The sequence below is a fragment of the Streptomyces sp. GL_140 genome, assembly GCF_057834465.1.
Genome location: NZ_CM174404.1, coordinates 648,858 through 675,413, shown reverse-complemented (window position 1 = coordinate 675,413; position 26,556 = coordinate 648,858). Strand labels below are relative to the sequence as shown.

18 protein-coding genes and 4 pseudogenes are annotated in these 26,556 nt (G+C 72.7%); 9 read left to right on the top strand and 13 right to left on the bottom strand.

The window, feature by feature from the left end; all coding sequences use genetic code 11:
• Nucleotides 1–67 precede the first annotated feature (67 nt).
• From AC3IYJ_RS03290 to AC3IYJ_RS03255, 8 genes and pseudogenes are all read right to left on the bottom strand, one after another.
• On the bottom strand, nucleotides 68–811 hold the full coding sequence (locus tag AC3IYJ_RS03290) for a maleate cis-trans isomerase family protein (protein ID WP_489402673.1): 744 nt from the start codon (nucleotides 809–811) through the stop codon (nucleotides 68–70).
• Nucleotides 812–941: 130 nt separating this feature from the next.
• Nucleotides 942–1,895 carry a fumarylacetoacetate hydrolase family protein gene (locus AC3IYJ_RS03285; RefSeq protein WP_489399825.1) on the bottom strand — a complete coding sequence of 318 codons (954 nt, stop codon included), beginning with the start codon at nucleotides 1,893–1,895 and terminating at the stop codon, nucleotides 942–944.
• Nucleotides 1,896–2,119: 224 nt separating this feature from the next.
• The gene (locus AC3IYJ_RS03280; RefSeq protein ID WP_489399824.1) at nucleotides 2,120–3,232 is read right to left on the bottom strand and encodes a cupin domain-containing protein; all 1,113 of its coding nucleotides are present in this window, start codon (nucleotides 3,230–3,232) and stop codon (nucleotides 2,120–2,122) included.
• Complete coding sequence (locus tag AC3IYJ_RS03275; RefSeq protein ID WP_489399823.1) at nucleotides 3,229–4,287, bottom strand: carbon-nitrogen hydrolase family protein; 1,059 nt, start codon at nucleotides 4,285–4,287, stop codon at nucleotides 3,229–3,231. The genes AC3IYJ_RS03280 and AC3IYJ_RS03275 overlap by 4 nt, the downstream gene beginning before the upstream one ends.
• A gap of 62 nt (nucleotides 4,288–4,349) precedes the next feature.
• Nucleotides 4,350–6,641 carry an oxidoreductase gene (locus tag AC3IYJ_RS03270; protein WP_489399822.1) on the bottom strand — a complete coding sequence of 764 codons (2,292 nt, stop codon included), beginning with the start codon at nucleotides 6,639–6,641 and terminating at the stop codon, nucleotides 4,350–4,352.
• A pseudogene (locus AC3IYJ_RS03265) lies at nucleotides 6,632–6,985 on the bottom strand (acyl-CoA thioesterase); the annotation flags it as partial. The gene AC3IYJ_RS03270 and the pseudogene AC3IYJ_RS03265, both read right to left, overlap by 10 nt.
• Before the next feature lie 222 nt (nucleotides 6,986–7,207).
• Nucleotides 7,208–8,818: pseudogene (locus AC3IYJ_RS03260) on the bottom strand (AMP-binding protein); the annotation flags it as partial.
• Between the two features lie 336 nt (nucleotides 8,819–9,154).
• Nucleotides 9,155–9,625, bottom strand: coding sequence for an ATP-binding protein (locus AC3IYJ_RS03255; RefSeq protein ID WP_489399821.1), 471 nt, complete (start codon nucleotides 9,623–9,625; stop codon nucleotides 9,155–9,157).
• 350 nt (nucleotides 9,626–9,975) lie between these two features.
• Between AC3IYJ_RS03255 and AC3IYJ_RS03250 the strand changes: the two genes are divergently transcribed.
• Entirely contained in the window at nucleotides 9,976–10,860 is an 885-nt protein-coding gene (locus tag AC3IYJ_RS03250; RefSeq protein ID WP_489399820.1) for an alpha/beta hydrolase fold domain-containing protein, read from the top strand.
• Nucleotides 10,861–11,102: 242 nt separating this feature from the next.
• Here AC3IYJ_RS03250 and AC3IYJ_RS03245 read toward each other — a convergent pair whose 3' ends face one another.
• Nucleotides 11,103–11,690: an SMI1/KNR4 family protein gene (locus AC3IYJ_RS03245; RefSeq protein WP_489399819.1), complete on the bottom strand. Its 588-nt coding sequence runs from the start codon at nucleotides 11,688–11,690 to the stop codon at nucleotides 11,103–11,105.
• 98 nt (nucleotides 11,691–11,788) lie between these two features.
• Here AC3IYJ_RS03245 and AC3IYJ_RS03240 point away from each other — a divergent pair, with 98 nt between their 5' ends.
• A complete protein-coding gene (locus AC3IYJ_RS03240) occupies nucleotides 11,789–12,142 on the top strand; it encodes a hypothetical protein (protein WP_489399818.1) in 354 nt (117 codons plus the stop codon).
• 326 nt (nucleotides 12,143–12,468) lie between these two features.
• Here AC3IYJ_RS03240 and AC3IYJ_RS03235 read toward each other — a convergent pair whose 3' ends face one another.
• The 3 genes from AC3IYJ_RS03235 to AC3IYJ_RS03225 form a co-directional block, all read right to left on the bottom strand.
• Entirely contained in the window at nucleotides 12,469–13,494 is a 1,026-nt protein-coding gene (locus AC3IYJ_RS03235) for a LacI family DNA-binding transcriptional regulator (RefSeq protein ID WP_489399817.1), read from the bottom strand.
• Between the two features lie 122 nt (nucleotides 13,495–13,616).
• Complete coding sequence (locus AC3IYJ_RS03230; protein WP_489399816.1) at nucleotides 13,617–15,257, bottom strand: carboxylesterase/lipase family protein; 1,641 nt, start codon at nucleotides 15,255–15,257, stop codon at nucleotides 13,617–13,619.
• Between the two features lie 239 nt (nucleotides 15,258–15,496).
• Complete coding sequence (locus AC3IYJ_RS03225) at nucleotides 15,497–16,246, bottom strand: phosphatase PAP2 family protein (protein WP_489399815.1); 750 nt, start codon at nucleotides 16,244–16,246, stop codon at nucleotides 15,497–15,499.
• 860 nt (nucleotides 16,247–17,106) lie between these two features.
• Here AC3IYJ_RS03225 and AC3IYJ_RS03220 point away from each other — a divergent pair.
• The 7 genes and pseudogenes from AC3IYJ_RS03220 to AC3IYJ_RS03190 all read left to right on the top strand — a co-directional run bounded on the left by AC3IYJ_RS03220 (nucleotide 17,107) and on the right by AC3IYJ_RS03190 (nucleotide 25,630).
• Entirely contained in the window at nucleotides 17,107–18,369 is a 1,263-nt protein-coding gene (locus AC3IYJ_RS03220; protein ID WP_489399814.1) for an MFS transporter, read from the top strand.
• Nucleotides 18,370–18,445: 76 nt separating this feature from the next.
• On the top strand, nucleotides 18,446–19,381 hold the full coding sequence (surE, locus tag AC3IYJ_RS03215) for a 5'/3'-nucleotidase SurE (protein ID WP_489399813.1): 936 nt from the start codon (nucleotides 18,446–18,448) through the stop codon (nucleotides 19,379–19,381).
• A gap of 89 nt (nucleotides 19,382–19,470) precedes the next feature.
• Nucleotides 19,471–19,797: pseudogene (locus AC3IYJ_RS03210) on the top strand (carboxylesterase family protein); the annotation flags it as partial.
• Nucleotides 19,798–19,822: 25 nt separating this feature from the next.
• Nucleotides 19,823–21,163: pseudogene (locus tag AC3IYJ_RS03205) on the top strand (carboxylesterase/lipase family protein); the annotation flags it as partial.
• Between the two features lie 301 nt (nucleotides 21,164–21,464).
• Nucleotides 21,465–22,943: a lipase family protein gene (locus AC3IYJ_RS03200; protein ID WP_489399812.1), complete on the top strand. Its 1,479-nt coding sequence runs from the start codon at nucleotides 21,465–21,467 to the stop codon at nucleotides 22,941–22,943.
• A gap of 104 nt (nucleotides 22,944–23,047) precedes the next feature.
• Nucleotides 23,048–24,535 (top strand): cytochrome P450 family protein, encoded by a 1,488-nt coding sequence (locus AC3IYJ_RS03195; RefSeq protein WP_489399811.1) that lies wholly within the window; start codon nucleotides 23,048–23,050, stop codon nucleotides 24,533–24,535.
• 6 nt (nucleotides 24,536–24,541) lie between these two features.
• The gene (locus tag AC3IYJ_RS03190) at nucleotides 24,542–25,630 is read left to right on the top strand and encodes a beta-ketoacyl-ACP synthase 3 (protein WP_489399810.1); all 1,089 of its coding nucleotides are present in this window, start codon (nucleotides 24,542–24,544) and stop codon (nucleotides 25,628–25,630) included.
• A 62-nt stretch (nucleotides 25,631–25,692) separates the two neighbouring features.
• On the opposite strand, the gene AC3IYJ_RS03185 is transcribed toward AC3IYJ_RS03190, so the two are convergent.
• A complete protein-coding gene (locus tag AC3IYJ_RS03185) occupies nucleotides 25,693–26,463 on the bottom strand; it encodes a lysophospholipid acyltransferase family protein (RefSeq protein WP_489399809.1) in 771 nt (256 codons plus the stop codon).
• Between the last annotated feature and the right edge of the window lie 93 nt (nucleotides 26,464–26,556).

Genomic DNA, 26,556 nt, shown 5'->3' with positions numbered 1-26,556 from the left:
ACCCGTCGGCGCGGGGAAGCCCCGCGGTCCCGTCCTCCGCCCGCCCTCCCGGCCTGCCCCCGGGCCGTCATTCCCCGGTCGACGCCCCCCGTGCCAGTGGCGACCGCGCGTACGCGCCGGAGAGCAGGTGCCCCGCTCCGGGAGCCACGGCCGCCAGGTCCAGGGAGCGCAGCATCTGGTGGGCGGTGCAGACGGCCGCGGAGACGACCGGCTTCCCCAGCAGCTGCTCGGCCTCCTCGATGGCACCGAGCGAGGGCATCTGCACGCACGCCGAGAGGACGATCGCGTCCGCGTCCGTGTAGTCCAGGGCGCGGGCCAGTCCGGGCAGCTTGGCCGGATCGTGGGCGGCGACGTCGAGGTTGTCCGGGATCTCCAGGGCCTGGTAGTCGAGGACTTCGATGCCCTCGTGGGTGAGGTAGTCGACGACGGTCCGGGTGAGGGGGCGCATGTAGGGGGCCAGCAGGGCCACCTTCTTGGCGCCGATGGTGTGCAGCCCGTGGACCAGCGCCCCGGCGCTCGTGACCACGGGGGCGGGGGCCCCGTTCTCCACGGTTCGGGCGTGCAGGCGCTCCTCGGAGGTGCGGTGGTAGCCCAGGCCCATGCTCATGATGGCCACCAGGCAGGCGTAGCCGAGTACGTCCACGCGCGCGTCGGAGAGCTCCACGGCGCAGCGGTCGGAATCGGCGTCCATGGCCCTGAGCTGCTCCGGGGTCACATGGGTCATCCGCATGCGACTGGAGTGGAAGGTGAACCGTTCGTCCGGCGCGATGGCCGCGCGGGCGCGCAGGATCGCGGGGACCTCGGTCTCCATGGTGACGTTCGAACTCGGCACGATCTGGCCGATGCGGTAGGTACGGGGCGACACGGGTGCTCCTTGCGTCTGGTGGGTCCAGTGGGTCCGATGGGTCAGTTGGTTCCGTCGGTCGGGGGGACGGGCCGGGTCAGTGGGGCCGGCGGGCGTCGACGACCGGGTTGGTGAGGGTGCCGATGAGTTCGACGGTGGCCTCGACCGTGTCACCGGGGACGAGGAACTCGGGCGGCACCATGCCGGCGCCGACCCCGGAGGGGGAGCCCGTCGCGATGACGTCGCCGGGCTCCAGGGTCACGCCGGAGCTGATGTCGGCGATGAGCCGGGCGATGGGGAACAGCATGTGGCGGGTGTTGGACTCCTGCTTGGTGACCCCGTTGACCCGCAGTGCCAGATCCAGGGCCATCGGGTCCGGGACCTCGTCGGCGGTGACCACGGCCGGGCCGAAGGGGGCGTAGGAGTCCTGGCCCTTGGAGAAGAACCACTGGCCCGAGCGGCGCTGGTCGCGGGCGCTGATGTCGTTGACGATGCTGTAGCCGAAGACGTGGTCGTACGCCTCCTCCTCGGTCACCCGGAAGGCGGTGCGTCCGATGACCACGGCGAGTTCGCACTCCCAGTCCAGCTGCGTGGTGAGATCGGCGTTGTGCAGGATGGGCTGGCCGGGTCCGGTGACGGCGGTGGCGGGCTTGGAGAACAGCACCGGGCGCGGCGGGAGTTCCTTGTCGGTGTCCAGGCTGCGGCTGGACTCCGCCACGTGCTCCACGTAGTTCAGCCCGACCCCGATGATCTTCCCGGGGCGCAGCGGCGCGCACAGCGTGACGTCCTCCAGCCGGTGGACGGCCTCGGCGGGCCGGTCGGCCGGGTCGCCTTCGAGCAGGCGGGCGGCGGTTTCGAGGGCGGGGTTGCCGGCCCGGACGAACGCGAGCAGCTCGGAGGGCAGATCGACACCGGCGTGCCGGGCCAGGACCGCGAGGTCGAGGACCAGGCCGTCGACCTGGGCGCCCAGGCGGGCCTCGGGGGCGGCGGCGTCGGCACCGGAGTCGGTGGTGTCGGGCGTGTGGGCGGTGGTGTACGTCACCAGGCGCATCGGTGGCTCCTCGGAGAGTCGGGGCGGGACGGGCAGGGGCGGGGCGGGGGTGGGGCAAGGGCCGAGCGTGCGGGGCTCTGCTCGGAGCGCCGCCGTACCGGGCAGGTGTCAGGGCCGGCGGCCCGGTACGGCGACGCGGCTCAAGGGGCGCGGCCCGGGCGTGGAGCCCAGGGCGGCGCGGGTCAGGAGGCGCGGGTCACGAGGCGAGGGTCCGGCGTCGAGGGTCAGGCGGTGGGCTGGTGCCCGCCGTTGTCCGGGTACGCCTCCTCGCGGTGGAAGCCGAGGGAGCGCATCACGGGGAAGTCGTTGAAGGAGAACAGGCAGGCGTCCTCGGACCCGTCGAGGTTGTGGTGTTCGTGCCAGGCCCAGGAGGGGACGCAGAACACGTCGCCCTGCTTCCACTCGAAGCGCTGCCCGGCGATCACGGAGAACCCGAACCCCTTGGCGACGGTGTAGATCACCGAGCCGGTGTGTCGGTGGGCCAGCGTGGCCTGCCCCGGGCGCAGCAGCTGCATGTGGGCGCTCATGGTGGGCATGACCGAGCCGCCCGTCACCGGGTTGGTGTACTCCGCGACGACCCCGTCGTACGGGGAGCCCTCGGTGGCCCGCGCGAGGCCGAGCAGGGCCTCGTAGGTCTGCTCCCACGGATAGGCCAGGAGCGGGGAGTAGGGCCGGGTCCACTTCTCGGAGCCGTACGGGAGCAGGTTCGCGGCGTAGGTCAGGACGGAGGAGTTGATCACCTTCCCGGGCTGCTGGTACAGCTCGGGGTGGACCTCGTAGAAACCGGCGTCCAGGGCGTTGACCAGGGGGATGTCCAGGCCGTCCTGCCAGATCACCGGGGCGTCGGAGGCGTCGTTCCCGTGTTCGTGCCAGGTGCCGTTGGGGGTGATGGCGAAGTCGCGCGGGCCGACCTTCAGCTTCTGGCCGTCGACGATCGTCCAGGCCCCGGTGCCCTCGTGGACGAAGCGCAGCGCGGCGGCCTGGTGGCGGTGGGCGGTCATGGCCTCGCCGGGGCCCATGATCTGCAGTCCGGTGTAGAGGAGCCCGGCGGCGGCGCTGACGTCCTTGCGGCCCGGGTTGACGAGCATGACGACGCGGCGGCCCGCGTCGTCGGCCCGGACGAGGTCGAGGGCCTTGTGGACGAGCGGGCGCAGCTCATCGTAACGCCACAGCACCGGAACGGACTTGGGCTGCGGGTACCAGGGCTCGATGTCATTGGCCACGGTCCACAGCGCGCCGGCCTCGCGGGCCTCGAGCTCGGCGTAGTACGCGGTGAGTTCGGGGGTGTCGAGGACCCGCGCCCGGCCGATTGCGGTGTCGTCCTGTTCGATGGTCATGCTTCCTCCTCGGGAGTGGCGTACGGGGTGCCGGGCAGCGGGTGGTACAGCGGGCCGGCCGGCGGCGCGGTGAAAGTGACCGGCGTACGGGGCCGGTTGTCCACTTCGAGGCGGAAGACGTCGAAGCGGTTGTAGTGCCCCGTGATGTCGTGCATCTGCTTGGGCTGGATGCACCGGGCCAGGTCGATCTCGGCGTAGACGATGCCCTCCTCGTCGACCAGCGGCTCCGTGACCGGACGGCCGTCGGGGCCGAAGATCCCGGACAGGGCGCTGCGCGGGCGGCTGAACAGGGCCCGCAGCTCCTCGTCGTCCCCGGCGACGGTGTCGATGATCTCCGGGGAGACCGTGGAGCAGGCGACGACGGAGAAGACCTTGCCCTCGAAGCTGTGGGCGGCGGTCCGCACGGCGATGGCATCGGCCATGTCGTAGTCGGCCGGGGCCACGGGCAGGGCGATGTAGCAGGAGGCGTGGACGAGTTCGCCCTGCGCGAGGAGGGTGAAGCGGGCCAGGGTGTTGGTGTTCTCCCCGCAGGCGAGGGCCCCGAGCGGCCCGACGGGGGTCCGGTGGACGCGCAGGGAGCTGCCGTCGCCGCCGGTCCAGGTCAGCTTCTCGGCCCAGGTGGGCACCAACTTGCGGTGCACGCCAAGGATTTCACCGTCGGGGCCGATGGTGAGCAGGGTGTTGTAGAGGACGCCGAGGCTGTGCGGGGAGCGTTCGTTGACCCCGATGACCAGGACGATCCCGTACTGGCGGGCCGCCGCGCGCAGGGCGTCGACGTGCGGGCCGGGGATGTCCACGGACGCGCGGTGCAGCCGCTCGAACCAGGGCGAGCCCTGGACCGGGTTCATCGTCCAGTTCCAGTACGGATAGCCGGGGACGAACACCTCGGGGAAGACGACGAGTTCGGCCCCGTTCCCGGCGGCCTCGGCGATCAGGGCGACGGCCTTGTCGACGGTGGCGGTGGGGTCGAGATAGACGGGGGAGGCCTGCACCGCCGCCGCGGTGAAGCGCGGGAGGCTGTACGCGGGCGGGCTGTAGGAGGAAGAACGGTTCACGGAAGGGCCGTTCGAGGCGGGCCCGTTCGGGGGTCGGGTCTCCACGGGATCTCCGATGGTCGTCAGTGGGTGGGCGCGGTGACGCGCGGCAGCCAGCGCTGGTGCACCGGTGCGGCGGGCTGCCGCAGCAGTTCGAGGCGGGGCGGGACCCGGTCGGTGCGACCGGCCGGAGGTCTCGCGCTGCCGGCCTGCCAGGACCGGGCCCAGGGCGCGGCGGGCCCGCGGTACCCCTGGGCGGCGGCCGCGTGCAGGGTCCACAGGGGATCGTGCAGCTGGGCGCGGCCGACGGCGCACAGGTCGGCCCGGCCGGCCAGGATCACCGAGTTCACGTCGTCGTACGTGGAGATCGCGCCGACGGCGATGGTCACCGCCCCGGTGGCGTTGCGGATCAGATCGGCGTACGGGGTCTGGTAACTGCGGCCGAAGCGCGGCCGCTCGTGGGACACGACCTCCCCCGTCGACACGTCGATCGCGTCGGCCCCCGCCTCGGTGAGGGCCCGGGCGATCTCCACGGCGTCGGCCTCGCTCAGCCCGCCCTCCGCCCAGTCGGCGGCGGAGATCCGCACCAGCAGCGCCTTCCCGGCGGGCCACACCGCCCTTACCGCGCGCAGCACTTCGAGGGGGAAGCGCAGTCGCCCGTGGACGTCGCCGCCGTACTCGTCGGTGCGCCGGTTGGTCAGCGGGGACAGGAACCCGGACAGCAAGTGGCCGTGCCCGTACTGGAGTTCCAGCGCGTCGAATCCGGCCCGGTCGGCGCGCTCGGCCGCGCGCACGAAGTCCCGTACGACCAGGTCCATATCGGCCCGGTCCGCCTCGCGCGGCACCGGGCTCCCTTCGACCCAGGGCAGCGCGGACGCGGCCAGCACCGGTCCGTCGGACGCCCGGCGGCCCGCGTGGGTGAGCTGGATGCCCAGGCAGGTGTCCGACTGGCCGTGCACGAAGCCGGCGATGCGCCGCCAGGCGGCCTCCTGCTCGTCGGTCCACAGCCCCGCGCAGGCCCCGTCGGTCCGGCCGCCGGGGCTGACGGCCGTCATCCCGGAGATGACCAGCGCCGCGCCGCCCAGCGCCTGCGTACCGAGCTGGACGAGGTCCAGGTCGCCCGGGATCCCGTCGCGGGCCGTGGACAGGGCCATCGGCGGTACGACGACCCGGTTGCGCAGGTGCAGCCCGCCGAGCCGCAGCGGCCGGAACATCGGCGGCACCGGGGCCGAGGAGTTGACGGCGGTGGTGAAGGCCTCGTCGCGGTCGCGCAGCCCGTCGTACGTGACGCGGCGGCTGCGGGTCAGCAGGTTGAAGGCGAACTGCTCCGGGTCCTGGCCGGTGTACCGGTCGATGTTCTCGAACCATTCGAGGCTGGCCTGGGCCGCGCGCTGCGTGGACTCCACCACGGGCTTGCGCTCGGCCTCGTAGGCGGCCAGCGCGGTCGGCACGTCGGGGTGCTCGTGCAGGCAGGCGGCCAGCGCGAGGGCGTCCTCCATGGCGAGTTTGGTGCCGGAGCCGATGGAGAAGTGCGCCGTGTGCGCGGCGTCCCCGAGCAGCACGGTGTTGGCGTGCCGCCAGGTGCGGTTGCGCACGGTCGTGAAGCGGAGCCACTTGGAGTTGTTCGGGATGAGCCGGTGGCCGTCCAGGTGCCCCGCGAAGATCTCCTCGCAGCGCCGGATGCCCTCCTCGTCGCTGGCACCGGGCGGCAGGTCGAGGCCCTCGGACCCGTCGAAGCCGCCGCGCCGCCACGTGTCCTCGTCCATCTCGACGATGAAGGTGGAACGGGTGTCGTCGTACGGGTACGCGTGCACCTGGAGGGTGCCGAAGTCCTGCTCCTCGACGATGAAGGTGAAGGCCTCGAAGACCTTGTCGGTACCGAGCCACATGTAGCGGCCGGAGCGTTCGTCGAGGTCGGTGGCGAAGGTGTCGGCATAGGCGGCGCGGGTGGCCGACCGTACGCCGTCGCAGGCCACCACCAGGTCGTATTCGGCGGCGAGTTGCCGCGCCGGCGGGGACTGGGTCCGGTAGCGGACGTCCACGTTCAGGGCTGCGCACCGGTCCTGGAGGATGCCCAGCAGCCGACGGCGGCCCAGAGCGGCGAAACCGTGCCCGCCGGAGGTGAGGGTCCGGCCCCGGCGGCGGACGTCGATGTCGCTCCAGCGGGCGAACTCCGCCGACATCGCCTCGTGCACGGCGGGATCCGCCTGCGCGATGCCGTCGAGGGTCTCGTCGGAGAAGACGACCCCGAAGCCGAAGGTGTCGTCGGGAGCGTTGCGCTCCCAGACGGTGATCTCCCAGTGCGGGGAGAGCTGCTTGGCCAGGGCGGCGAAGTACAGGCCGCCCGGCCCGCCTCCGATGACTGCTACGCGCACGGGGCGCCTCCTCGGACGTTCTCGATCAGTTCGGGGGCCTGGGGGCCCGCCTTGGTCAGGACCTCCCGGACCTCGGCGGGCCAGGGGGTGGTACCAGTGGCGCGGGCCGCGGAATGGGCGATGACCATGCGCCCGGTGGCGGCCTCCGTGCCCTCCTCCCCGTGGACGGTGAAGGCGTAGTGGAGGGAGCTCGTGCCGACCTTGGTGATGCGCAGCTCGGTGCGGACCGCCTCGCCGAACCAGAGCCGGGCCCGGTAGTCGGCCTCGAAGTGGACGCGGGGCGTACTGCCGAACAGGTGGGACAGGCCCAGCCGGCGGAGCAGCACGGCCTCGGCCGCCTCGACCCAGCGCACCACCGTGGAGTGGTGGTAGTGGCCGGCCGCGTCGGTGTCGGGCCACTCGACGCGCCGCTCGACGACGACGCTGGGCAGGTGCGGCACCCGGGCCTCGGGGCACCCGGCGGCGCAGCCGCCGGGGTCGGCATCGGCGGCGGTCGTGGCGGTCGTGGCGGTCGTGTCCGCAGGGGGAGTCGGCAGGTGCAGGGTGGCCGACTCCCTTGCACGGGTGCGCAGTTCACCGCGCCGGAGCTTTCCGGTCTCGGTGCGGGGGAGCTCGGTGACGAACTCCACGGCCCGCGGGTACTTGAACGGCGCGATGGCCGCCTTGACGTGGGCCTGGAGCTCCAGGACGGTGGCCGGCACGGCCGGGACCCCGGCGCGCAGCACCACGTACGCCTTGACGAGCATGCCGCGCCGCTCGTCGGGAACCCCGACGACTCCGCAGTCCGCCACGTGGGGATGAGCGGCCAGGGCCTTCTCGACCTCGGGGCCCGCGATGTTGTAGCCCGAGGAGACGATCATGTCGTCGCTGCGGGCCACGTACCAGAAGTAGCCCTCGGCGTCGCGGATGTAGGTGTCGCCGGTGATGTTCCACCCGCCCCGGACGTACGTGGACTGGCGCGGGTCGTCGAGATAGCGGCAACCGGTGGGACCGGACACGGCGAGCAGGCCGGGCTGCCCGTCGGGGACGGGCGCGCCGTGCTCGTCGACCACGGCGGCCCGGTAGCCCGGCACGGGACGGCCCGTGGAGCCGGGCCGGATGTCCTCGTCGGCCGCGGAGATGAACACGTGCAGCATCTCGGTGGCGCCGATGCCGTCGATGATGCGCAGCCCCGTAGCGGCGTGGAACTCCTCCCACACGGCGGAGGGCAGGGGTTCGCCCGCCGATACGCAGCGCCGCAGTCCGGCCAGCCGGCCGGTGGCGTCATCGGCCATGATCGCCCGGTAGGCGGTGGGCGCGGTGAACAGGACGGTCACCCCGTGCGCGGCGACCAGGTCGGCCAGCTGGCGGGGCGTCGCCTGCTCGATGAGCAGGGTCGAGGCCCCGACGTGCAGCGGGAAGACCACCAGGCCGCCGAGGCCGAAGGTGAACGCGAGCGGCGGGGTGCCGGTGAACACGTCGTCGGGGCGGGGCTTCAGGACGTGCCGGGAGAACGTGTCCGCGTTGGCGAGGACGTCCCGGTGGAAGTGCAGGGTGGCCTTGGGCCGCCCGGTGGTACCGGAGGTGAAGGCGATCAGCGCCACGTCGTCGGCGGCGGTGTCGACGGTGTCGAAGACACCGTCCTTGGCGTCGCAGTGGACCGTGAGGTCGCCGGGGCCGGAGCCGCCGTACGGGATCACGCGGAGGGCGGCTCCGTCACCGGCGGCCGGGGCGTCGGTGAGCTCGTCGAGGTAGCGGTGGTCGCACAGGGCGACGGAGGGCCGGCTGATCCCGCACAGCTCGGAGAGCTCGGCGGCGCGCAGCAGCGGCACGGTGGTCACGGCCACGCAGCCGGCCTTGAGCACGCCGAACCAGGCGGCGACGAGCCAGGGGTTGTTCGGCCCGCGCAGCAGCACGCGGTTCCCGGGCACCAGGCCCAGGTCCTCGGTGAGGACCTGGGCGACCTGGTCGGCGCGCTGCCGCAGTTCGCCGTAGCTCCAACGCTCGGTCGGAGTGAGCAGGCAGGGGCGGTCGGGGCCCCAGCGCTCGACGGCGTCGTCGAGCAGGCTGCGGGCGCAGTTGAGTCGGTCCGGGTAGTCCAACTCCGGAAGATCGAAGTGGAGTTCGGGCCAGAGGGAGAACGGGGGAAGCCGGTCGCGGCAGAAGGAGTCGGCATGTGCCGAAGGGGAGAGCTCCATGGGGCGGCACCTCAATCAGGGAGCAGCGGGGGAGATGGAGTAAGTATCTCGATAATTTGGCGTCCGTCAATTCTCCGCGATATTTCGACGGGGTCGGGCTCCTGGAGTCGGGTCCGGGGCCGCTCCAGGGCCGCTCCGGGGCCTCCTCGACTCCTCCCCCCGGCGTCTCCTCGACGCCGCCTCGGGCCCTCTCCGGCGTCAGTGCGGGCGCGGTCCGTGAACGGCCGCCCCCGGGCTCATGTCCGGTGACCTTCCCGGGGTTCCTGAGCGCCGCCCGGGGTGGGTCGCCGCGCACCGGAGTCCCGTACGCCCGCTGCTGCGGCGGCGGCGCGCGTGTCAGGCGGCCGGAACGCGCACGCGCACGGATTTTCCGAACTCGTGTGCCGTGACGGTGAGTTCACCGCCGGTCTCGGCCGTCATCAGCTGCACGATCAGCAGGCCCCGCCCGTCCTCGGCGTCGTGATCGACCTCGGCCCGCGGGTGCGGCAGTCGGGGGAGCGGGGCCGCTCCGTCGGAGACCTCCAGGTGGAGCCATCCGCCCCGCAGGGTGATCCCGACGCGCATGCGGCCGGTCGCCGCGGTGTGCAGGACGACGTTGCCGACGAGTTCGCTGACGGCCAGCAGGAGGACGTCCGCGATGTCGCCGGTGACCTGCCAGCCTTCGAGGAGGCGGCGGACGCGGGACCGGACCAGGGGGACGGTGGCCGCGGTGGGGGCGGCGGCCCAGCGGGCGAATCCGCGGACCGGGGCGGCGGTGTCGACGGCGGCCGGGCCGACGGGGGCGGGGGAGGGGGCGGTGGTGAGCATGACGTGCTCCCGGAGGGGAAGGCGACGGCACCCACGCTGTGACTCGTGTAACCGGCAGCCAATTCGGACTGCCCATGGTCTTGTGGTCTGCGGAAACGCGTCGCTAGAGTCGTGATTACACGTGTAACACGCTAAGTCTCACCGAAGGTCCGCGCAAGCATTTCGGACATACGTTACGAAGCCGTGCCCCATGCCTCTGCCTGGACCTGAACCCGGACTCGTCGGCCCCCGAGGCCGCGCGGATTGGAAGGCCTGCAATGACGCAATCGCCCCCTGTGCCCCCTGCCCCTGCCTTCGACATGGCTGATATGACGTGGCCGCCTCCGCCGTTCCAGTTGCCGGTGGTGCCGGTGACCGACAGCGAGGGAGTGCGTCATTTCCACGGGGTGACGTATGCGACGACCCCGGGTTTCCGGCCCCGGCTGCTCGACGTGCGGGTCCCGGCGGGCGAGGGCCCCTTCCCGGTGGTGATGTGGATCCACGGGGGCGGCTGGCTCGACGGCGACCGCCGCTACCCGCCGCCGACCGTCCCCGTCGAACTCCTCCACGGAGCCGTCACCGCCGCCGGCCTGGCGCTGGTGTCGGTCGACTACCGGCACAGCCTCGAAGCACCCTTCCCCGCACAGCTCCACGACATCAAGGCCGCGATCCGCTACATCCGCAAGTTCGCGGCCCTCCTGGGCCTGGACGGCGACCGCATCGCGGTATGGGGCGAATCCGCGGGCGGCCACCTCGCCGCCCTCGCCGGCCTCGTAGGCCCCCACACCCCCGACGCGATCACCCTGGAAGGCACCCACGGCGTCGCCACCGGCGACACCGCCGTGCTGGCCGTCGTCGACTGGTACGGAGTCTCCGACCTGACCACCCTCGCCGACCACCCCATGCCCCCCATGCCACCCCTGCCCGACGGCACGGACTTCCCCGACCCCTACGAGGCCCTCCTCGGCGGCACCGAAACCGAGCGCCCCGCCCTCGCCAAGACCGCGAGCCCCGTCACCTACGCCACCGAGGGCTCCGACCCGCCCCCCTTCCTCCTCATCCACGGAACCCACGACGCACTGGTCCCCTACAGCCAGAGCGAACAACTCGCCCACGCCCTCACCCAGGCCGGAGGCCAGGCCACCCTGCGCCCCGTCCACAACGCCGACCACATCTTCCTCGGATCCCCCGACATCGAAGACATCGTCACCGAATCCGTCACCTTCCTCACCCACCACCTCACCACGAAGGCCTGACGCCCCCGCGCCCCCGACGCCGGAACCTGGCCGACCACGCCCGGCCGGTCGGCCTCCGGCGACGCGCCGGTGTCCGGGACCGCCGGGGGGCGGCCACGGACACCGGACGCCGCCGCCCGGCACCGCGCCTGGCCGTACTGCCGGGGCACCCGAGTACGTCCAGTAAGCGGGAGCCCCGGCAGCGCACCGAGGCACGGCACCGAACGACGCGGACAGGGCCGACAAGATCCGCAAGAGACGGCCTAGGCGTCCGGGAACCAGTTGTGGCCTTGGGCCCAATGGGTCGCCCAGCCCGTGAAGCCGGGGGTGCCGGGCATCAGGGCGTCGGGCGACCGGGGGCCGAAGGGCATCGCGGCCTCGCCGGCGATCTGCCAGACGTGGCCACGCTGCGGGCCGGTGACGATCAAGTGCCAGTACATGCCGCAGCCGTCGGTGCCCAGCAGCAGCGAACCGTGGTCGAACACGGCCCCCTGCAAGGCCTCGAACTCCTCCAAGGGCAGCGCCGTCTCGTCGTCGTCCTCCCACAGCCACGCCTCCGTGAGGGGGAAGGGCTCGGCGAGGAGGCGTTCAGGACGGCCGGAGCCCCAGTCCGGGGGCGTTTGCGCGAGGGGAAGCAGGCCGTAGTAGGGCGGTCCGGCGCGCAGTCCGTCGCATATCTCCGCGACGAACGTGCGGTACGGCTCCGGGAGCACGATGCCGTGTCCGGCCTCGAAGGACCGCACGGCCTCCCAGCCGGCCGGCGGCGCAGCCTCGGGGCGGGAAGCGAATATCTCCCGGAGGGCGGCCAGTTCGACCGGGTCGCATGTTTCCGTGTTCATGCCGGTCATCATGCAAGACGCGAAAGCGTCGGCGGATATGGGGCCTGTTGTGAAGATCCGCTGGTGGGCGGCCGGCCGCTGGCAGGTCGACGGGCCGGTACCGTCGCGGTATGGCGAAACCCTTGCTACGGGCAATCGAAGCGGGCGGGCGTGAAGTGGTCGATCCGACCGAGGACGCCCTGTACGACCTGCTGGCTGATATGGACCTGCGGAACCGGTTTGTGATCCTTGAACGGCTCGACCTGGAGCCTGTGGATCAGCACTACATGCAGGCTTACCTGAACGACGACTTGAGCTACCAGGTCGAGTACCGCGAAGGTAGCGCGGAAAGGCACTACCAGGTCCATGTCCCCAGGCCGACTGAGGTGATCGGCCCGGAGTCGATCGCCAAGGTGATGACCGACTGGGGGCGTGATCGCCAGGGATGGCGTGAGGCGATGCCGTGGGGTCCCAAGCCCTTCTAGAGCAGCGCCGCAGCCATTCGCCGATGGGCGGCGCTCAGAGCGGTCGCCTCAAAGTGGACGATCGAGCCGACCGCATCCGGCTCGATCGGCGTTGTCTGCCATGACCTCGTCGCGACCTGGACCGCGGCTGACTGCCCCGACAGTTGAACGGCAAGCCAAGGGCTGTCCCGCGGAGCTTCAGGCGCCCCGGTCTTCAGCCGTGAGGCGGTTGGGGGACCTGAGGACCGTCGTGACGAACGGTGCGGAAGGCGTTCTTCGGCGGACTGTCGGATGGAGGGCGACGGCGTCCGCCGTGCCATGCGCGGCATCGCCCGTCGGGGCGGCTCTCAGGACGTCTGGCGGTGGACCAGGACCGCCTCGATGTCGGGGAACGGTGCGGTCGTGCCCGTCTCGATCAGTTCGTGCACGGCGTCCGCGATGCGGGCGGGCGGGGCCAGGTCCAGGCGGATCGAGGTCAGGGCAGGCTGCTGGAGGGCGGACAGGACCAGGTCGTCGGAGCCCACGATCGCCACGTCGTCCGGTACGACGATCCCCTCGGTGCGGAACGCGTGCAGCAGGAGCGCGGCGTACTCGTCGTTGTAGGCGAACACCGCGTCCAGGCCGAGGCTCGGCCAGCGCCGGGCGAGGGCGGTCGCGGACTCGCGGGTGTAGGCGAGTTCCACCGGGACGACGGTGGCCATGTGGCGGGCGGCCACGGACTCGGCGCCGGCCAGGCGGGGGCCGGCGAGGGTGCCCAGGCCGCGTTCCTGGGGCATGACCACGCCGATACGCGTCCGGCCGCGGGCGATCAGGTGCTCGGCCGCGATGGCGCCGATGCGGGCGTGGTCGAAGCCGATGGTGTGCACGCCCGGTACGGGGTGGGCCGCGAAGGCGAGCAGCCCCCGTACCCCGGCGCGCCGCAGTAGCTCGGCGGCCTGCGGGGTGAACCGGTCGCCGTCGAGGGCGATGACGGCCGCTGGGCGCAGCTCGGCCCAGGCGCGGGCGGCGGCGACGGGGTCGGCGAAGCGACCCGCGTGCAGGACGGCGGTGTAACCGTGCCGGTCGAGCTCGCTGTGGAGGTCGTCGACCCAGTCGCTGACGAGACGCCCGACCGCGGAGATCGACGAAGGCATCAGTACGAGGTTGCTGCGACCGGCGCGCAGGGACCGGGCCGCGGCGTGCGGTACGTAACCGAGCTGCTTGGCGGCGTCGAGGACCCGGGCGCGGGTGGCTTCGCTGACGCGATGCCCCTGGGTGTCGTTGAGGACGAAGGAGACCGTCGCCCGCGACACCCCGGCGAGACGCGCCACGTCGGCACTGGTGAGCGACGTGCGGGCGGGGGTGGGCGTGGTGGCGGGAGTGTCTTTGGCCATGACGTCCCTCGACGCTCCTTTTGATCGGCTCGCTGCCTTCCCTTCGAAGGTTACACGAGTTAGATCAATGGAGCGCCGTACCGCCCAGACGTGCGGGACCGCCCCCGCCGGGCCCGGACGACCTACGAGGGCTTCGGGATCGCCGCCCCGTGCAGTCGGCGGGAGTCCCCGGCCAGGTCGTCGAGCGCGGTGACCACGGAGTCGAAGCGCATCGTCGTGCGCGTGTCCTTCCCGTACGGGTTCCAGTGCGGCATGTCCGGATGGTTCGGGTCGCCGGTGCGGACGAAGGCGATCCAGGCGCGGTGCATGGTGTGCGCGAGGCCGTCGCGGACGGCGGGATCCAGTCCCGCGGTGAAGGGTGCGTGGGCCCACTGGTCAAAGTTCGCGAAGGCGAAGGGGAGTTCAAGGCAGTGCGCCGCGCCGAGCCGGCCCTCGTAGGCGGGCGAGGGGAGGTCGAACTGGTACGCCCACACCGGGTTGCCCGATGCGGCCCTCGCCTCGGCCAGCCGGACGGCGGGGACCCGGAACAGCTCGTCCGTGATGAGGTCCATCAGGACGTCGGCGGGCCGGGCGCCCGGTCGGGTGCGCTCGTACGCGGCGTACGCGCCGGGGGCGGCCTCCGTCCCGAAGGTGTCCGCGATCCGGTCGGTCACCTGCTCGCGGTCGGCGGCGGCGTGGCCCTCGTCCAGGGCGAAGCCGAAGTTGGCCTCCTCGCGGGTCCAGCCGATCATCACCTCGATACCGGCGGCGGCCCCGTGCAACAGGGCCTCGGCCGGGTGGCGGTGGAGGGTGACGCCGTCGATGACGGGGAGGAACGGTGTCGGCCAGTAGCCCCAGCGCATCGTCCGGGCGAAGAGTCCGCCGCCGGCGCCGATCAGTGCGGGCCAGGGCAGGGAGCGCAGCTCGGCCAGGGTCTTGACCCCGGCGATCTCCAGGAAGGCGGCGGTGCGCTCCGCGTAGACGTCGGGGGTGGGGAGGTCGAGCCCGAAGGGCGGGCTCATCAGGATCACCCGCCGGATCAGGCCCTGGGTTTCGGGGAGTCCGGCGAGGGCGGCGGTGGACACGGCCCCGCCGGACTGGCCCGCGACGGTGATGGAGTCCGGGTCGCCGCCGAAGGCCGCGATGTTCTCCTGGACCCAGCGCAGGGCGGCCAACTGGTCGGTGAGCCAGTGGTTGGCGCCGCTGCCCTCGCCGAAGTGGGCCCTGGTGTCGGGCGATTCACGGCTGGAGTTGCCAAAGTCGCCGGGGCTGACGGAGTCGCCGTCGCCTGGGATGCCGTCCGGGTCGGCCTCCGCGCCGGTGTAGAGGTAACCCAGGGGGCCGATGCGGTAGTTGATGCTGACCACGACCAGGTCCCCGTCGCGGGCGAAGGTCTCGCCCGAGTACACGGGAAGCGACCCCGAGCCGGAGACGAAACCCCCGCCGTGGATCCAGACCAGCACGGGACGCCGGGCCCCGTCAGCCGCGGGCGTCCAGATGTCGAGGGTCAGGCAGTCCTCGTCGAAGGGGGGTGATCCGTGCCCACCGAGGACCGGATCCCCGCCCTCCATGTACATCTGCGGGGCGCTGGGGCCGTCGGTGGTGGCGTCACGGGTGCCGCTCCAGCCGGGATGCGGCCGGGCGGGCCGCCAGCGGAGGTCCCCGACCGGGGGCTCCGCGTAAGGCACGGCCCGGAAGACGGTGAGCCCGTCCTCGATCGCGCCGCGCAGTCGTCCTGCGGGCAGGTCCACCACTGCCTGGTCCGGGCCTGGTGTGTGCGCCATGGGCCAATCCTTCCTGGGGCGCGCGCCGAGTGCACGCCGACCCGTCGAGAATATGGCGTGAAATTGGCGAGCGTCAATGTGACTCGATGTTTTGGGATGGCTGCCGGGCGGGCCGGGCTGGGGTGGGCCGGCAGCCACCCGGGCCCGGGTGGGGTCAGGCGGGCCCGCAGCGGGTGGACCCGGGCCGAGCTGGGCCGGGCCGGGCCCGCCCTCACGCCTCGCCCCGGCTCACCCTCCGCCTACATCCAGAGGGTGTCGGTCGCCCTGCGCTCCGCCTCCGTCGCCAGCAAGGGCGCGAACGCCCGCCACAGCAGCAGGCAGGCGCCCGCGGCTGCCAGTGCGCCGCCGGCCGTGTCGGTCAGCCACTGGGCGTGCAGCCAGGTGCGGCTCCACATCATGGCGACGGCGTACCCGGTGCCGACGACCCACCACCAGCGCCGAGCGGCGCCCGGCGGGAACAGCACCACGGCCACGGCGATCACCAGGGCCACGGCGCTGAAGACCTGTCCGGAGGGGTACGAGCCGTCGTTGACCAGAACCCAGGTGTACAGGGGCCGGGGCCGGTCGGCCAGCTGCTTGAGGGGCAGCACCACGAGCATGCTTCCCGCGATGGCCGTGGTGAAGACGAAGAGCGCCGACCGCCAGCGGCCGTACATGCACAAGCAGCCCATCAGCATCAGGGGCAGGATCGTGCCCAATGGGCCGCCGAGGCGGTCGAGCACGGTGGCGAACCCGGTGGCCGGATCGCCGGGCGAGCCGTCCATGGAGGCGGCCCAGGAGTCGTCGAGGCCCTGGAAGAAGGGCCGTTCGTCCATGCGGATCAACAGTCCGATCAGCAGGGGCAGGAGGATCAGCACCACGCCGGCCGCGAGGGTGTGGCGGGGCGGCGCGGCGGGCGTCCAGTGGTGTGCCGGCTGGACGGCGAGCGGGGGCTGTTCGGGGGAGGGGGAGGGGGAGGAGGTGGGGAAGGGGGCGGGGGGACGTGGCATGGCGGGCCTTTCGCGGTCGCCTCCCGGGGTGGTGGGGGCACGCGGGAGAGCGGTGTGCGGACGTGAGGCGGATCTGGGGAAGCAGTCCGGACGGGGCGGGTCCGGAGGCGGGGCCGCAGGAGTGGCGCGGGCCCGGCGGGTGGGTGGCTTCGGGGCCACCGCCCGGCGACGGGGTCGCCCGGTTACGGGGTCGTCGCGCTGCGGCACGGAGTATTGCGGAAGCGTGGCCGCCGCCACAAGGGCAAGAGGGTTTCCGGTCACGGCAGGGCTGGTCAGTGGCTGTGGATACGTGGTTACACGTGCCCTGCTGGGCATTCGTCGACCGGTCACGATCTGGGAGGCGACTCGCGCCGACCCTTGGCGGGAACGTGGATTGGGTGCTACACAGTGTCCAAGCACCGGAAGTGACACGTGTAACAACATCGCGTTAACCGCATCGCGCCAACCGCACCGCGCTCATCGCACCACGTGGATCGTGCAGTTCACCCGTCGCACCGCGACACGTGAACAGCACGTCGGCAGGGCAACGGCGAAACGGCGTCTTCCCCCTCTCCGCACCCCCCCTCTCCGCACCCTCCCCGTACCGCCCCACCGCACCGCCTTCCCCCGCACCGTCTTCCCCGCACGCACCCGCACCGCCCTCCGGCGCTGCCCCGGTCCTCCCGCGGTCCGCCCTGTGCGCCGCACCCCGGCGGCACCGCCGGGCCGCACGCCGCCTCGCTGCGGAAGCTCACTGCCCAAGCGCTCGGCGGCACCTCCCTGCGGCACCTCATGCGGCACCGTCCCGCGTCACCTTCCGGCGCCGTCTTGCTGAGTCACCTCTCCACGCCCCTCCCCGTTCCGTCCCCCGAGGAGTCGTCATGGCCACGAACGAGCTCACCGATCCGCCGCCGTCCGTCCCGGCGGAACCCGAACCTCCCCAGCGACGCGGGCTCCTGCTCCTGTTGCTGGTCGCCAACTCCGCGATGATGGCGGTCTACATGGGCGTCGGTTCCGTCCTGCTGCCCACCCAGATCGCCGAGATCGCGGGCGACGACAAGGTCGCCGTCCTGGGCCTGATCGGCGGCGTCAGCGCGATCTTCGCGACCGCCTTCAATCCGATCGCCGGCGCCCTCTCCGACCGCAGCGGCCGCCGCAACCCCTGGGTGCTGGGCGGGGCGCTCGCCTCGCTCGCGGGCCTCGCCTTCCTCGGCAGCGTCAGTACCGCGCTGCTCGTCGGCATCGGCTGGTGCCTGATCCAGGCGACCATGAACGTCTACCAGGCCGCCGTCACGGCGATCGTGCCCGACCGGGTCCCGGTCGCCCGCCGCGGCACCGCCTCGGCGCTGGTGGGGCTGGGCCTGCCCATCGGCGGCACGGTCGGCGTGCTGATCGCCTCCCAGACCGCCGGGCACCTGCGCATCGGCTACCTCGTCTTCGGCGGGGTCATCGCCGGGGCCGCGCTGCTGCTCACCGCCTTCTGCCGTGACGTGCCGCGCTCCGAAACGGCGGCCGCGGCCGCGACCCCCGCCCCGAAGGGTGCCCAGGTCAAGGCCTTCCTCTCGTCGCTCGGCCACCACGACTTCCGGTGGGCCTTCATAGGCCGGGCCCTGATGGTGCTGGGCTACTTCTCGGTCGTCGGATATCAGCTCTACATCCTCGGCGACCACATCAAGCTCCCCGAAGGACTGACCCCGCCCGCCGCGATGGCGGTGCTCACCCCGGTTTCGATGGTCGCCATGGCCGTCTCCACGGTGGTCGGCGGGATCCTGTCCGACCGCTGGAACCGCCGCAAGGTGTTCGTCGGGGTCTCGGCGGCCCTGGCCGGGCTGGTCATGGTGGTCCCGGTGATCAGTCCGACGTGGACGGGCATGCTCGTCTTCAGCGCCCTCAACGGCCTGGCCTTCGGATGCTTCATGGCCGTCGACACCGCGCTCGTCACCCTCGTACTCCCGCGGGCCGAGGACGCCGCCCGTGACATGGGAGTCCTCAACATCGCGAACGCCGGGCCGCAGATCATCGCCCCGTTCGTGGCCTCCGCGGTCGTCACCGGCCTCGGCGGGTACACCCCGCTGTTCCTGGTCGGCGGCGCGCTCTCCCTGATCGGAGCGCTCGCGATCCTCCCGATCCGCAGCGTGCGCTGATCGGGATCAGCCAGTCCCTTCCCTTCCCCCTTCTTCCTTCCCTTCCCCTTCTCCCCTCTCTCCGAAGGAGCGTTCCGTGCAACGCAAGCGAGTTCTGCCCATGGCCGCCATGCTGCTCATCGCGCCCGCCCTCGCCGGTACGGTGCCTGCCGCCGCGGCCGTGGCCTCGCCGCAGGCCGGGCCGGCCCCCGCCCCCGTGCCCGCGGGCCCGCTGCGGATCCTGCTCACCAATGACGACGGCTACAGCGCCCCGGGCATCCGGATAGCGTTCGATCGGCTGACCGCCGCCGGCTACGACGTCACCATGGTCGCCCCGCTCACCAACCAGAGCGGCGCCGGTACGAAGACGTCGAACGCCCCGTCCCTCAAGGTGAGCCACCCTGAGCCGAAGGTGTGGGCAGTCGACGGCACCCCCGGCGACTCGGTGGCCTTCGGCCTCTCCGAGGTGTTCGAGGGGAAGGCGCCGGACCTGGTCGTGTCGGGCACCAACTTCGGCCCGAACGTGGCCGGTCTGGCCACCCACTCCGGAACGGTCGGCGGCGCCATCGCCGGCCTGGAGGGCGGCGTACCCGCCATCGCCCTGAGCACCGGCGGGGTCGCCGCTCCCGATCCCGTGACCACGGTCAACGCGATGGGCCCCACGCTCGACTTCGCGGTCAAGCTGATCGAGCGACTGCGCCTGCACGCCAGGCCCGGCGCCCCCCTGCTGCCCAAGGGCGTCGGCCTGAACGTCAACCACCCCGTCGTCGGGGCCGACGGCAAGGGCGCCGCGGCCGGGCTGGCGTCGACCTTCCAGGACCCGCAGCCGCTGCTGAAGGCCGACTTCACCGACGCGGGCGACGGCACCTGGAAGGTGGGCGTGAAGGTGGACCTGCGGACCCCGGCCCGCGGCGGTGACGTGGAAGCCGTGAGCGCGGGCAAGATCGCGATCAGTCCGATGAACGCCGACTGGAACACCGGGCCGGCCGACTTCGCCCTCACCGCCGTCCTGATCGCCGGGCTGCGTCCGTAGTACCCGCCGCTCTCCGGGGGCGGGGGGAGGGGCTCGACGCGCTCCGATGTACCCACCGCCCCCGGATCCTTTCGACATGAGGAGTACGGATGCGCTGGCTCTGGACCCGGATGACCCGGGTCCCTTCGGCAAGAACCTCGGCAAGAACCTCGGCAAGACCTTCGGCAAGTCCCTTATTCGGTACGGCACTTGCGCTGACCCTTCTGTTCGCCGCGGCCGTCCCGGTGGCCGCCGCACCGGGTGGCGTCCTGGGCGGCGTCCCGGGTGGCGGGCCCATCGGCGGCCCGGACGGTCATACCCGCCCGGTCGTGACCCTCGCGCAGGGTGCGCTGCGCGGCCGGGCCGACGGCGGGGCGCAGGAGTTCCTCGGCGTTCCCTACGCCGCCCCGCCGGTCGGCGAGTTGCGGCTGAGCGCCCCCCAGGGAGCCGCGGCGCTGGAGCGGGATCCGCGAGGCCGACCGGCAGGCGCCCGCCTGTCTGCAGTTCTCGCCGTTCGGGCTGCAGGATCCCCGGGCGGTCAGCGAGGACTGCCTCTACCTGGACGTGTACCGGCCCCGGGGCGCCCGCACGGACGCCCGGCTGCCGGTGATCCTCTGGATGCACGGGGGCGCGTACAGCCAGGGCACTGGCACCCAGTTCGGCGGCGGTGCGATGGCCGACCTCACCAACAGCGTCGTGATCAGCATCAACTACCGCCTCGGCCAGCTCGGTTACCTGGGACTTCCCGAACTGACCCGCCAGGACGCGCGGCGCTCCGGCTCCTTCGGCCTGATGGACCAGATCGCGGCGCTGCGCTGGACGCGCGAGAACATCGGCGCCTTCGGCGGGAACCCCGGCAACGTGACGATCTCCGGCCAGTCGGCGGGCAGCGGTTCGGTGTGCGCGCTGCTGGCCGCCCCGTCGGCGGCCGGGCTGTTCCACCGGGCCGTGCTGCAGAGCGGCCCGTGCACGCTGCTCCGTACGCCGGACAGCGCGCGGGCCGAGTCCGAGGCACGGGCCTTCGCGGCCCGGGTGGGCTGCGCCGATCCGGCCGTCGTCGTGGCCTGTCTGCGCGCAGCTCCCGGGGCGGCGCTGGTGGACGCGGCCCGCGCGGCAGCGACTTCGGGTCCGGTGTCCGGTGACGGTCTGCTGCCGCAGGAGCCGGCCGCCGCCATCGCGGCCGGGACCTGGAACAAGGTTCCGGTCATGATCGGGAGCACCCGCTCCGAGGACCGCTTCTTCGTCGCGCTGACCCAGCCCGGTCTCACGGAACAGCAGTACACGCAGCAGGTCCTGGCGGGATACGGAGCCGCGGGACCGGAGGCGCTCGCCCGCTATCCGGTGGCGGCCCACGGGTCCCCGTACCTGGCGCTGTCGGCGTTGATGACCGACTCGACCTTCGCCTGTGAGACCGCCGCGACCGCGCGGCTGTTCGCCAGCCAAGTACCCACCTTCGCCTACGAGTTCGACGATCCGGACTCGCCGACGCTGGCCGGTGCGCAGGTACCGGGCCTGGACGAGTCGAACGCGCACAGCGCCGAACTGGCCTACCTGTACGAGTTCACCATGGGCGAGCGACCGCTGACGCCCGTCCAAGTCGCCCTGGCCACCAGGATGAAGCGCTACTGGGGAGCCTTCGCCCGCTACGGCGCCCCCCTGGTCGCGGGTCAGACCCCGTGGCCGGTCACCGGTCCGGCGGGTGCGGTCCTGACCCTCAGCCCGACGGCGACCCGGATCAATCCGGCGTTCGCCACGGACCACCAGTGCGGATTCTGGCAGACCCAGCCGCCCCGGCCGGTCTGAGAAGGGCAGGAGCGGCGGCTCGTCAATGCGGGAACCCGCTGCTCATCCCCTGGAGCGCGCCGGAATTACGGCGGGCACGGGGAGGGTGGCCGCCGCGCCGGATGCCCGACGGGCTCCGGCGTCGGCGGGGTTCCGGGGGCCGGACCGGCCCGCGGGAGGGGGAGTCCGGAGCGTGAGAACGACGGCAGCCCGCGTGGAGTGGATCACGCGGGCTGCCAGCATGCCCGTGCAGGCAACGGTGACCAGGCAAGGCCGTTGCGCAGGCATGAGAGGCAGGAACGTGACTGCTCAGGCTCAAGCAGTGCAGGAAACAGCCCGGTCGCTGCCCTCGCGGCGAGGCTCCGAGGCTGCCGACGGGAACGAGTCGGCGACGCCCGGAGGCCCGGTCCCCGCCAGGCACCCCGGCGGGTCTCCCGGCCGGTCGACCGGCCAGGGCCGGACCGACGCCGAACTCTTGGTGACCGCCTCGGTTTTGCTGGCGGACGCGGCCCTCGCGGCGAAGCAGGCGGGCGCGGAACTGACGGGCGCGCTGACCAGCCGGCGGCTCGGGCTGGAAGCGCTGCGGCGTCCGGGCTGGGCCCTCGGCGCGGCGGTGTCCTGCGTCAAGGCGCTGACCACCGCGTCGGGACTCGGCTTCGGCGCCAATGGCGGGCTGCTCGGCGAACTGGCCCGTACGGCGGGGAACATGACCTATCGCCGCCCGGCAGCGGTGGCCATGGCCGTCGACGCCTTCGCCATGCGGATCAGGGCGATCGCGGCCGACCACCCGAACCTGGACTCACCTCTCGCCAGGCGGCTGACGGACGCCATGGTGGCCGGGAACCGGCTGGAGGCGCTGCGCGCCATGTACGCGCTGACCGAGCGCCTCGGGGTCACGCGGGCCCTGACCACGGCCAGCCCCGTGATCATGGAACTCCTGGCCCTGCTGGGCCTGCTCGACGAGAACCCGGGCAACGACGGCTTCTCCTGGGTCACGCTCGCCGGGGGAGTCCCGGCCACCGACCCGTTCCTCGGGCTGCCGAGCGTCCTGTTGAAGTACCTCAACCCTGGGCCCGGGCGGGCCGAGCGGACGGAGCCGGACTCCATCCTGGCGAAGGTCCTGACCACGTCCTCCAACGACATCGTCAGCTACGTCAACGACATCGGGGCCCTCGGCAACCACGGACTGGTGCTGCTGCGCCGCGTCGAATGCGCCGACGGCGCCGTCCGGTACGTCCTGTTGCTGCCGGGCACGAGCTTCGGGCTGCTCAGCAACAGCACCCCGCAGGATCTGGTGGGCGCCTTCGACGGGATGCTGCGCACCGATACCACGTACACCCGCGCCGCGCGGAAGGTGCTGCTGAGGGCCGGGGTGCCGGCCGGGTCGGAGCTCATGTTCGTCGGGCACAGCCTGGGCGGGCTGACGGCGATGAACCTGGCGGCCGACGTGGAGGTGTCGTCCCACTACCGGGTCACGCACGTGGTCGCCATCGGCTCCCCGATCGACGGCAAGCGGCCCGCCGACCACACCACGCAGGTGATCAGCCTGGTCAACAACCACGACGTCATCCCGATGCTGGACGGGCGGGGACCGGCCTCGCCCAACGACATCCCCGACAGCTGGGTCGAGCTGGCCTGGCTGGACGAGTCGTACGACTATCCCCTTTCGCATGCTCCGCAGGCCTACTCGGACACGTTGCGCGGGGCCATGGCGGACCACCGGGAGCGGGTCAACAAGCTGATCGGCGCCTACGACGGCGAGATCGTCGGCAACCAGCCCTACATGCTGCGCGACAAGTAGCCCGCACCGCCCCGACCTGCAGCGACCCGACCCGAAGAGACTCGAGGCAGCCTCAACCGACCTCACGCGAGCTCGAGTCAAGTGATCCCGAGGGAGACCTTCCGATGGCTTCTGCCGACAGTACGACCAAGGCGGTGCGGCGCCCCGCGAGCGCCTGGCCCCTGGAGAACGCCGTGTTCAGCGCGGCCATGGCCGCCCAGCGCCTGCCGTGGACGGATGCCCCCGCCCGCGCGCTGGGCCTGGACGCACTGACCCGGGACGGGGTGGCGCGGTCCTTGCTGGCGCACCTGCGGCGCACCCGCTCCGGGCGGCCGGTCCGGCTGCGCACGCCGTTCGGGGACTTCCTCGTACCGCTGACCCCCGCCGAATCCGAAGCCCTCCTCGACCGGGCCGGTGACGAGGGGGTGCTGGAGCCTCCGGTCGGGCTCACGGCGGGTGGGCGCCGGTACGGGCTGCCCCCGCACCCGGAGCCGCGCACGACCCCGTACGCGACCCCGCGCCGGGACCTCGCCGCACCGGACGGGGACCTGTCCGCCCACGTGGGCCGGGCCGTGGAGGAGGCGATCGGCGCCCGGCGCACGGACGGCACCCTGGAGTGGCAGGACTGGCACCGCACGATGATGCGGCTGAGCCGGCGCCTGGTCCTGGGCAACGAGGCCGCCGAGGACACCCTGCTGAGCGAGCTCATCGCCCGGTCGCAGGCCTCCGGCGCCGCCACGGCGGACCGCAGGGCCCGCGAGGACCTGGCCGCGGCCCTGCGGCGGCGGCTGGCCCCGTACCTGGAGACCCCGTACCTGGAGACCCCGGACCCCGCCTCCCCCGTCGGCAGGCCGGTCGCGCCGGACACCGCCGGCGCCGCTGCCGACGCCGGGGCCGCGGTGCATGCCCTCGCCCTGGTTTCGCAGGCCGCCACCACGGTCGCCCTCCAGGCGCTGGCCCTGCACACGCTGGACCCGGCGGTCGCACCGGAGGACTCCGTGGACCGGGCGCTGCGCCGCTACCCTCCGGTGGCCGCCGCCGTGCACCGGGTGAAGGCCCCGTTCGTATGGGAGGGCCTCGCGATCGACGCGGGGACGGAGATCCTGTGCGCACCGGGCTGGCTGGAGCCGCCGCAGGACGCCGCCCTCCCCGGCGCCTGGCCGTCGGCGCTGTGCGGAGCACCCTCGGACTGCGCGGCGACACGGTTCGCGGCGCTCGTCGCCGCGGAGATCGTGCGCGCGGTCACGGCGGCCGCGCGGCCGTTCGTCGTCTCCCCGTGCCTGACCGCCGCCCGGCTGCCCGCCACGCTCGATCCGCGGTCCCTGCTCGTGTCGGTCGGGGAACTCACCGGGCGCCCCGCCGGAAGGCGGGTGCCCACCGCGGTACCGGCCCCGGCGCACGACTGCACACCCGCGACCTACGGAGTCCTGACGCGGGCCAGCGCGGAGCGGCTGGAGGCGCACGCCCGGACCCTCGCGGCCTGCGCCCAGGATCCCGGCTGGAACGAGGACGAGGCGGGCGAGGAGTTCCGCATGGTGCTGATCGGCCACGCCGAACGCTGCGCGCGGGCGGCCGACGGCGTGCGGCGGGCAGCGGACCGGCTGGAGGGCTGAGAAGAAATGACCAGCCCCACCCCCGGATCCCCGTCCGCACCACGTCCGGACCGTGCGGCGGTGCTGGCCGGGCTCGGCGCCCACGTGCCCGCGCGGGTCCTCACCAACGGCGAACTGTGCGGGGAGCGGCCGGTCGGCGACGAATGGATCCGCACCCGCATCGGCGTGGGCAGCCGCCGCATCGCCGACGGGGAGGCCACCGTGGACCTGGCCGTACGGGCCGGCCGGCGCGCGCTGATCTCGGCCGGCGCGCGCGGGACCGGCGGTGCGGGCGGCAGGCGTGCCGCGGCCGACGCGGTCGTCCTGGCCACCATCTCCCCGGACCGGCTGCTGCCGGCGGGCGCTCCCGAGGTGGCGGCGCGCCTCGGGCTCGGCACCGTACCGGCGTTCGACCTGGGGGCGGGCTGCAGCGGCTTCCTCTACGGCCTGAGCGTGGCGACGTCGATGATCGTCGCGGGGACCTTCGACAGGGTCCTGCTGATCGCCTCGGACGTCTTCAGCGCCTTCCTCGACCCGGGGGACTGGCTGATGTCCGCCATCTTCGGCGACGGGGCCGCGGCGGTTGTCCTGCGCGCAGGCAGCGCCGAAGAGCCGGGCGCGTTCGGGCCGTTCGACCTGGGCAGCGACGGTTCGCAGGCCGACCTGCTGGAGATCCCGGGCGGCGGCGCGCGGGCGCGCAAGCGTGCGCTGGCGGATCCGGCCGCCGAGGTGCCCTCGCCCTACTTCCGGATGGACGGGCCCGCCGTGCGCAAGCAGGCGGTCGTGGGCATGTGCGATTCGGTGACCCGGGCCCTGGACCGGGCCGGCTGGTCGCTCGCGGACCTGGACGCGCTGGTCGCGCACCAGGCGAACCAGCGGATCCTGGACGGCATCGCCGACGAGCTCAACCTGCCCCCGGGGAAGGTCCTGTCGCACATGGAGGCCTACGGGAACACCGCGGCGGCCTCGGTACCCGTACTGCTGGCGCAGGCGTCCGCCGCCGGGACGCTCACACCGGGCCTGCGGGTGGCACTGACCGCGTACGGCGCCGGACTGGCCTGGGGGTCGACCACCTTGGTCTGGCCCGAGGTGCGGTCGGTGACGGAGGGGGACTGAGGAGGATCGAAGAGGACCGGTCGGGTTCCTTGGCGACAGGCGACAGGTCCTCGGACCGGGGGCTACCAGAAGGGCGTCCCGCGCCGCCGCCGATCCCGGTCCACCAGGGCCTGTACGGCGTGCTGCGCCTCGGCGCACAGCGACTGGGCCGCTGCCGTACGGGCGCCGAAGGAGGTGGGCCGGGGCGGCGCCGGGATCGGCTCGCCCACGGTGACGAGCCACTTCGAGGGCAGCGGGAAGACCGGCGTCAGCGGAAACCAGGGGAGGTCGAACAGGCGCGCCAGGGCCGGGATCTGACCGAGCCTGGGGTACGCCTCCTCGGCGCCGACGATGGACACCGGGACGACGGGTGCACCGGCCCGCACGGCGGTCACCGCGAATCCGGGGCTGAACGGGCGCAACCGATAGCGCTCGCGGAAGGGTTTTTCGAGACCGGCGGTCCCTTCGGGAAACACCCCGACGAGTTCGCCGGCGTTCAGGTGTTCCAGTCCCAGCAACGGGTCCAACGGAAAGGCGCCGTTCTTTCGGGCGTAGGGGCCGAGGACCGGAAATCGGAAGGTCACCGGCGCCGCGGGAAAATGCGGGGTGCGATTCAGATTCCGTGCGAGCGCCTTCATGAGGATGAAGCCGTCGAGGCCCCAGGCGCCCGAGTGGTTGGCGACGAGCACCGCGGGCCCGTCCGCCGGGATGTTCTCCCAACCAGCGCTCTCCAGGCGGAAGTAGTCGTCCATCAGCCAGTCGAGCAGGTGGTCCCACGCACCCTCGCCGGCCTCGCCGAGCCGTTCCCTCGCATACCTGAGCTCGGCGCCGCCGACCTCGATCACATCGGTCACGCTTTCCGACACAAGTAGTCTCCGATTTCACATTTCGAGTCAATGGGAAGAGGTCAAGAAGCAGATTTTTGAGTAATCGTCCGGTCGTGATAT

Coding starts and splice junctions, on each gene's coding strand:
- AC3IYJ_RS03290 (WP_489402673.1), bottom strand. CDS start 811: ATGGAGACCGAGGTCCCCGCGATCCTGCGCGCCCGCGCGGCCATCGCG.
- AC3IYJ_RS03230 (WP_489399816.1), bottom strand. CDS start 15,257: ATGGCGCACACACCAGGCCCGGACCAGGCAGTGGTGGACCTGCCCGCA.
- AC3IYJ_RS03255 (WP_489399821.1), bottom strand. CDS start 9,625: ATGCTCACCACCGCCCCCTCCCCCGCCCCCGTCGGCCCGGCCGCCGTC.
- AC3IYJ_RS03285 (WP_489399825.1), bottom strand. CDS start 1,895: ATGCGCCTGGTGACGTACACCACCGCCCACACGCCCGACACCACCGAC.
- AC3IYJ_RS03190 (WP_489399810.1), top strand. CDS start 24,542: ATGACCAGCCCCACCCCCGGATCCCCGTCCGCACCACGTCCGGACCGT.
- AC3IYJ_RS03235 (WP_489399817.1), bottom strand. CDS start 13,494: ATGGCCAAAGACACTCCCGCCACCACGCCCACCCCCGCCCGCACGTCG.
- AC3IYJ_RS03240 (WP_489399818.1), top strand. CDS start 11,789: ATGGCGAAACCCTTGCTACGGGCAATCGAAGCGGGCGGGCGTGAAGTG.
- AC3IYJ_RS03220 (WP_489399814.1), top strand. CDS start 17,107: ATGGCCACGAACGAGCTCACCGATCCGCCGCCGTCCGTCCCGGCGGAA.
- AC3IYJ_RS03225 (WP_489399815.1), bottom strand. CDS start 16,246: ATGCCACGTCCCCCCGCCCCCTTCCCCACCTCCTCCCCCTCCCCCTCC.
- AC3IYJ_RS03195 (WP_489399811.1), top strand. CDS start 23,048: ATGGCTTCTGCCGACAGTACGACCAAGGCGGTGCGGCGCCCCGCGAGC.
- AC3IYJ_RS03245 (WP_489399819.1), bottom strand. CDS start 11,690: ATGATGACCGGCATGAACACGGAAACATGCGACCCGGTCGAACTGGCC.
- AC3IYJ_RS03280 (WP_489399824.1), bottom strand. CDS start 3,232: ATGACCATCGAACAGGACGACACCGCAATCGGCCGGGCGCGGGTCCTC.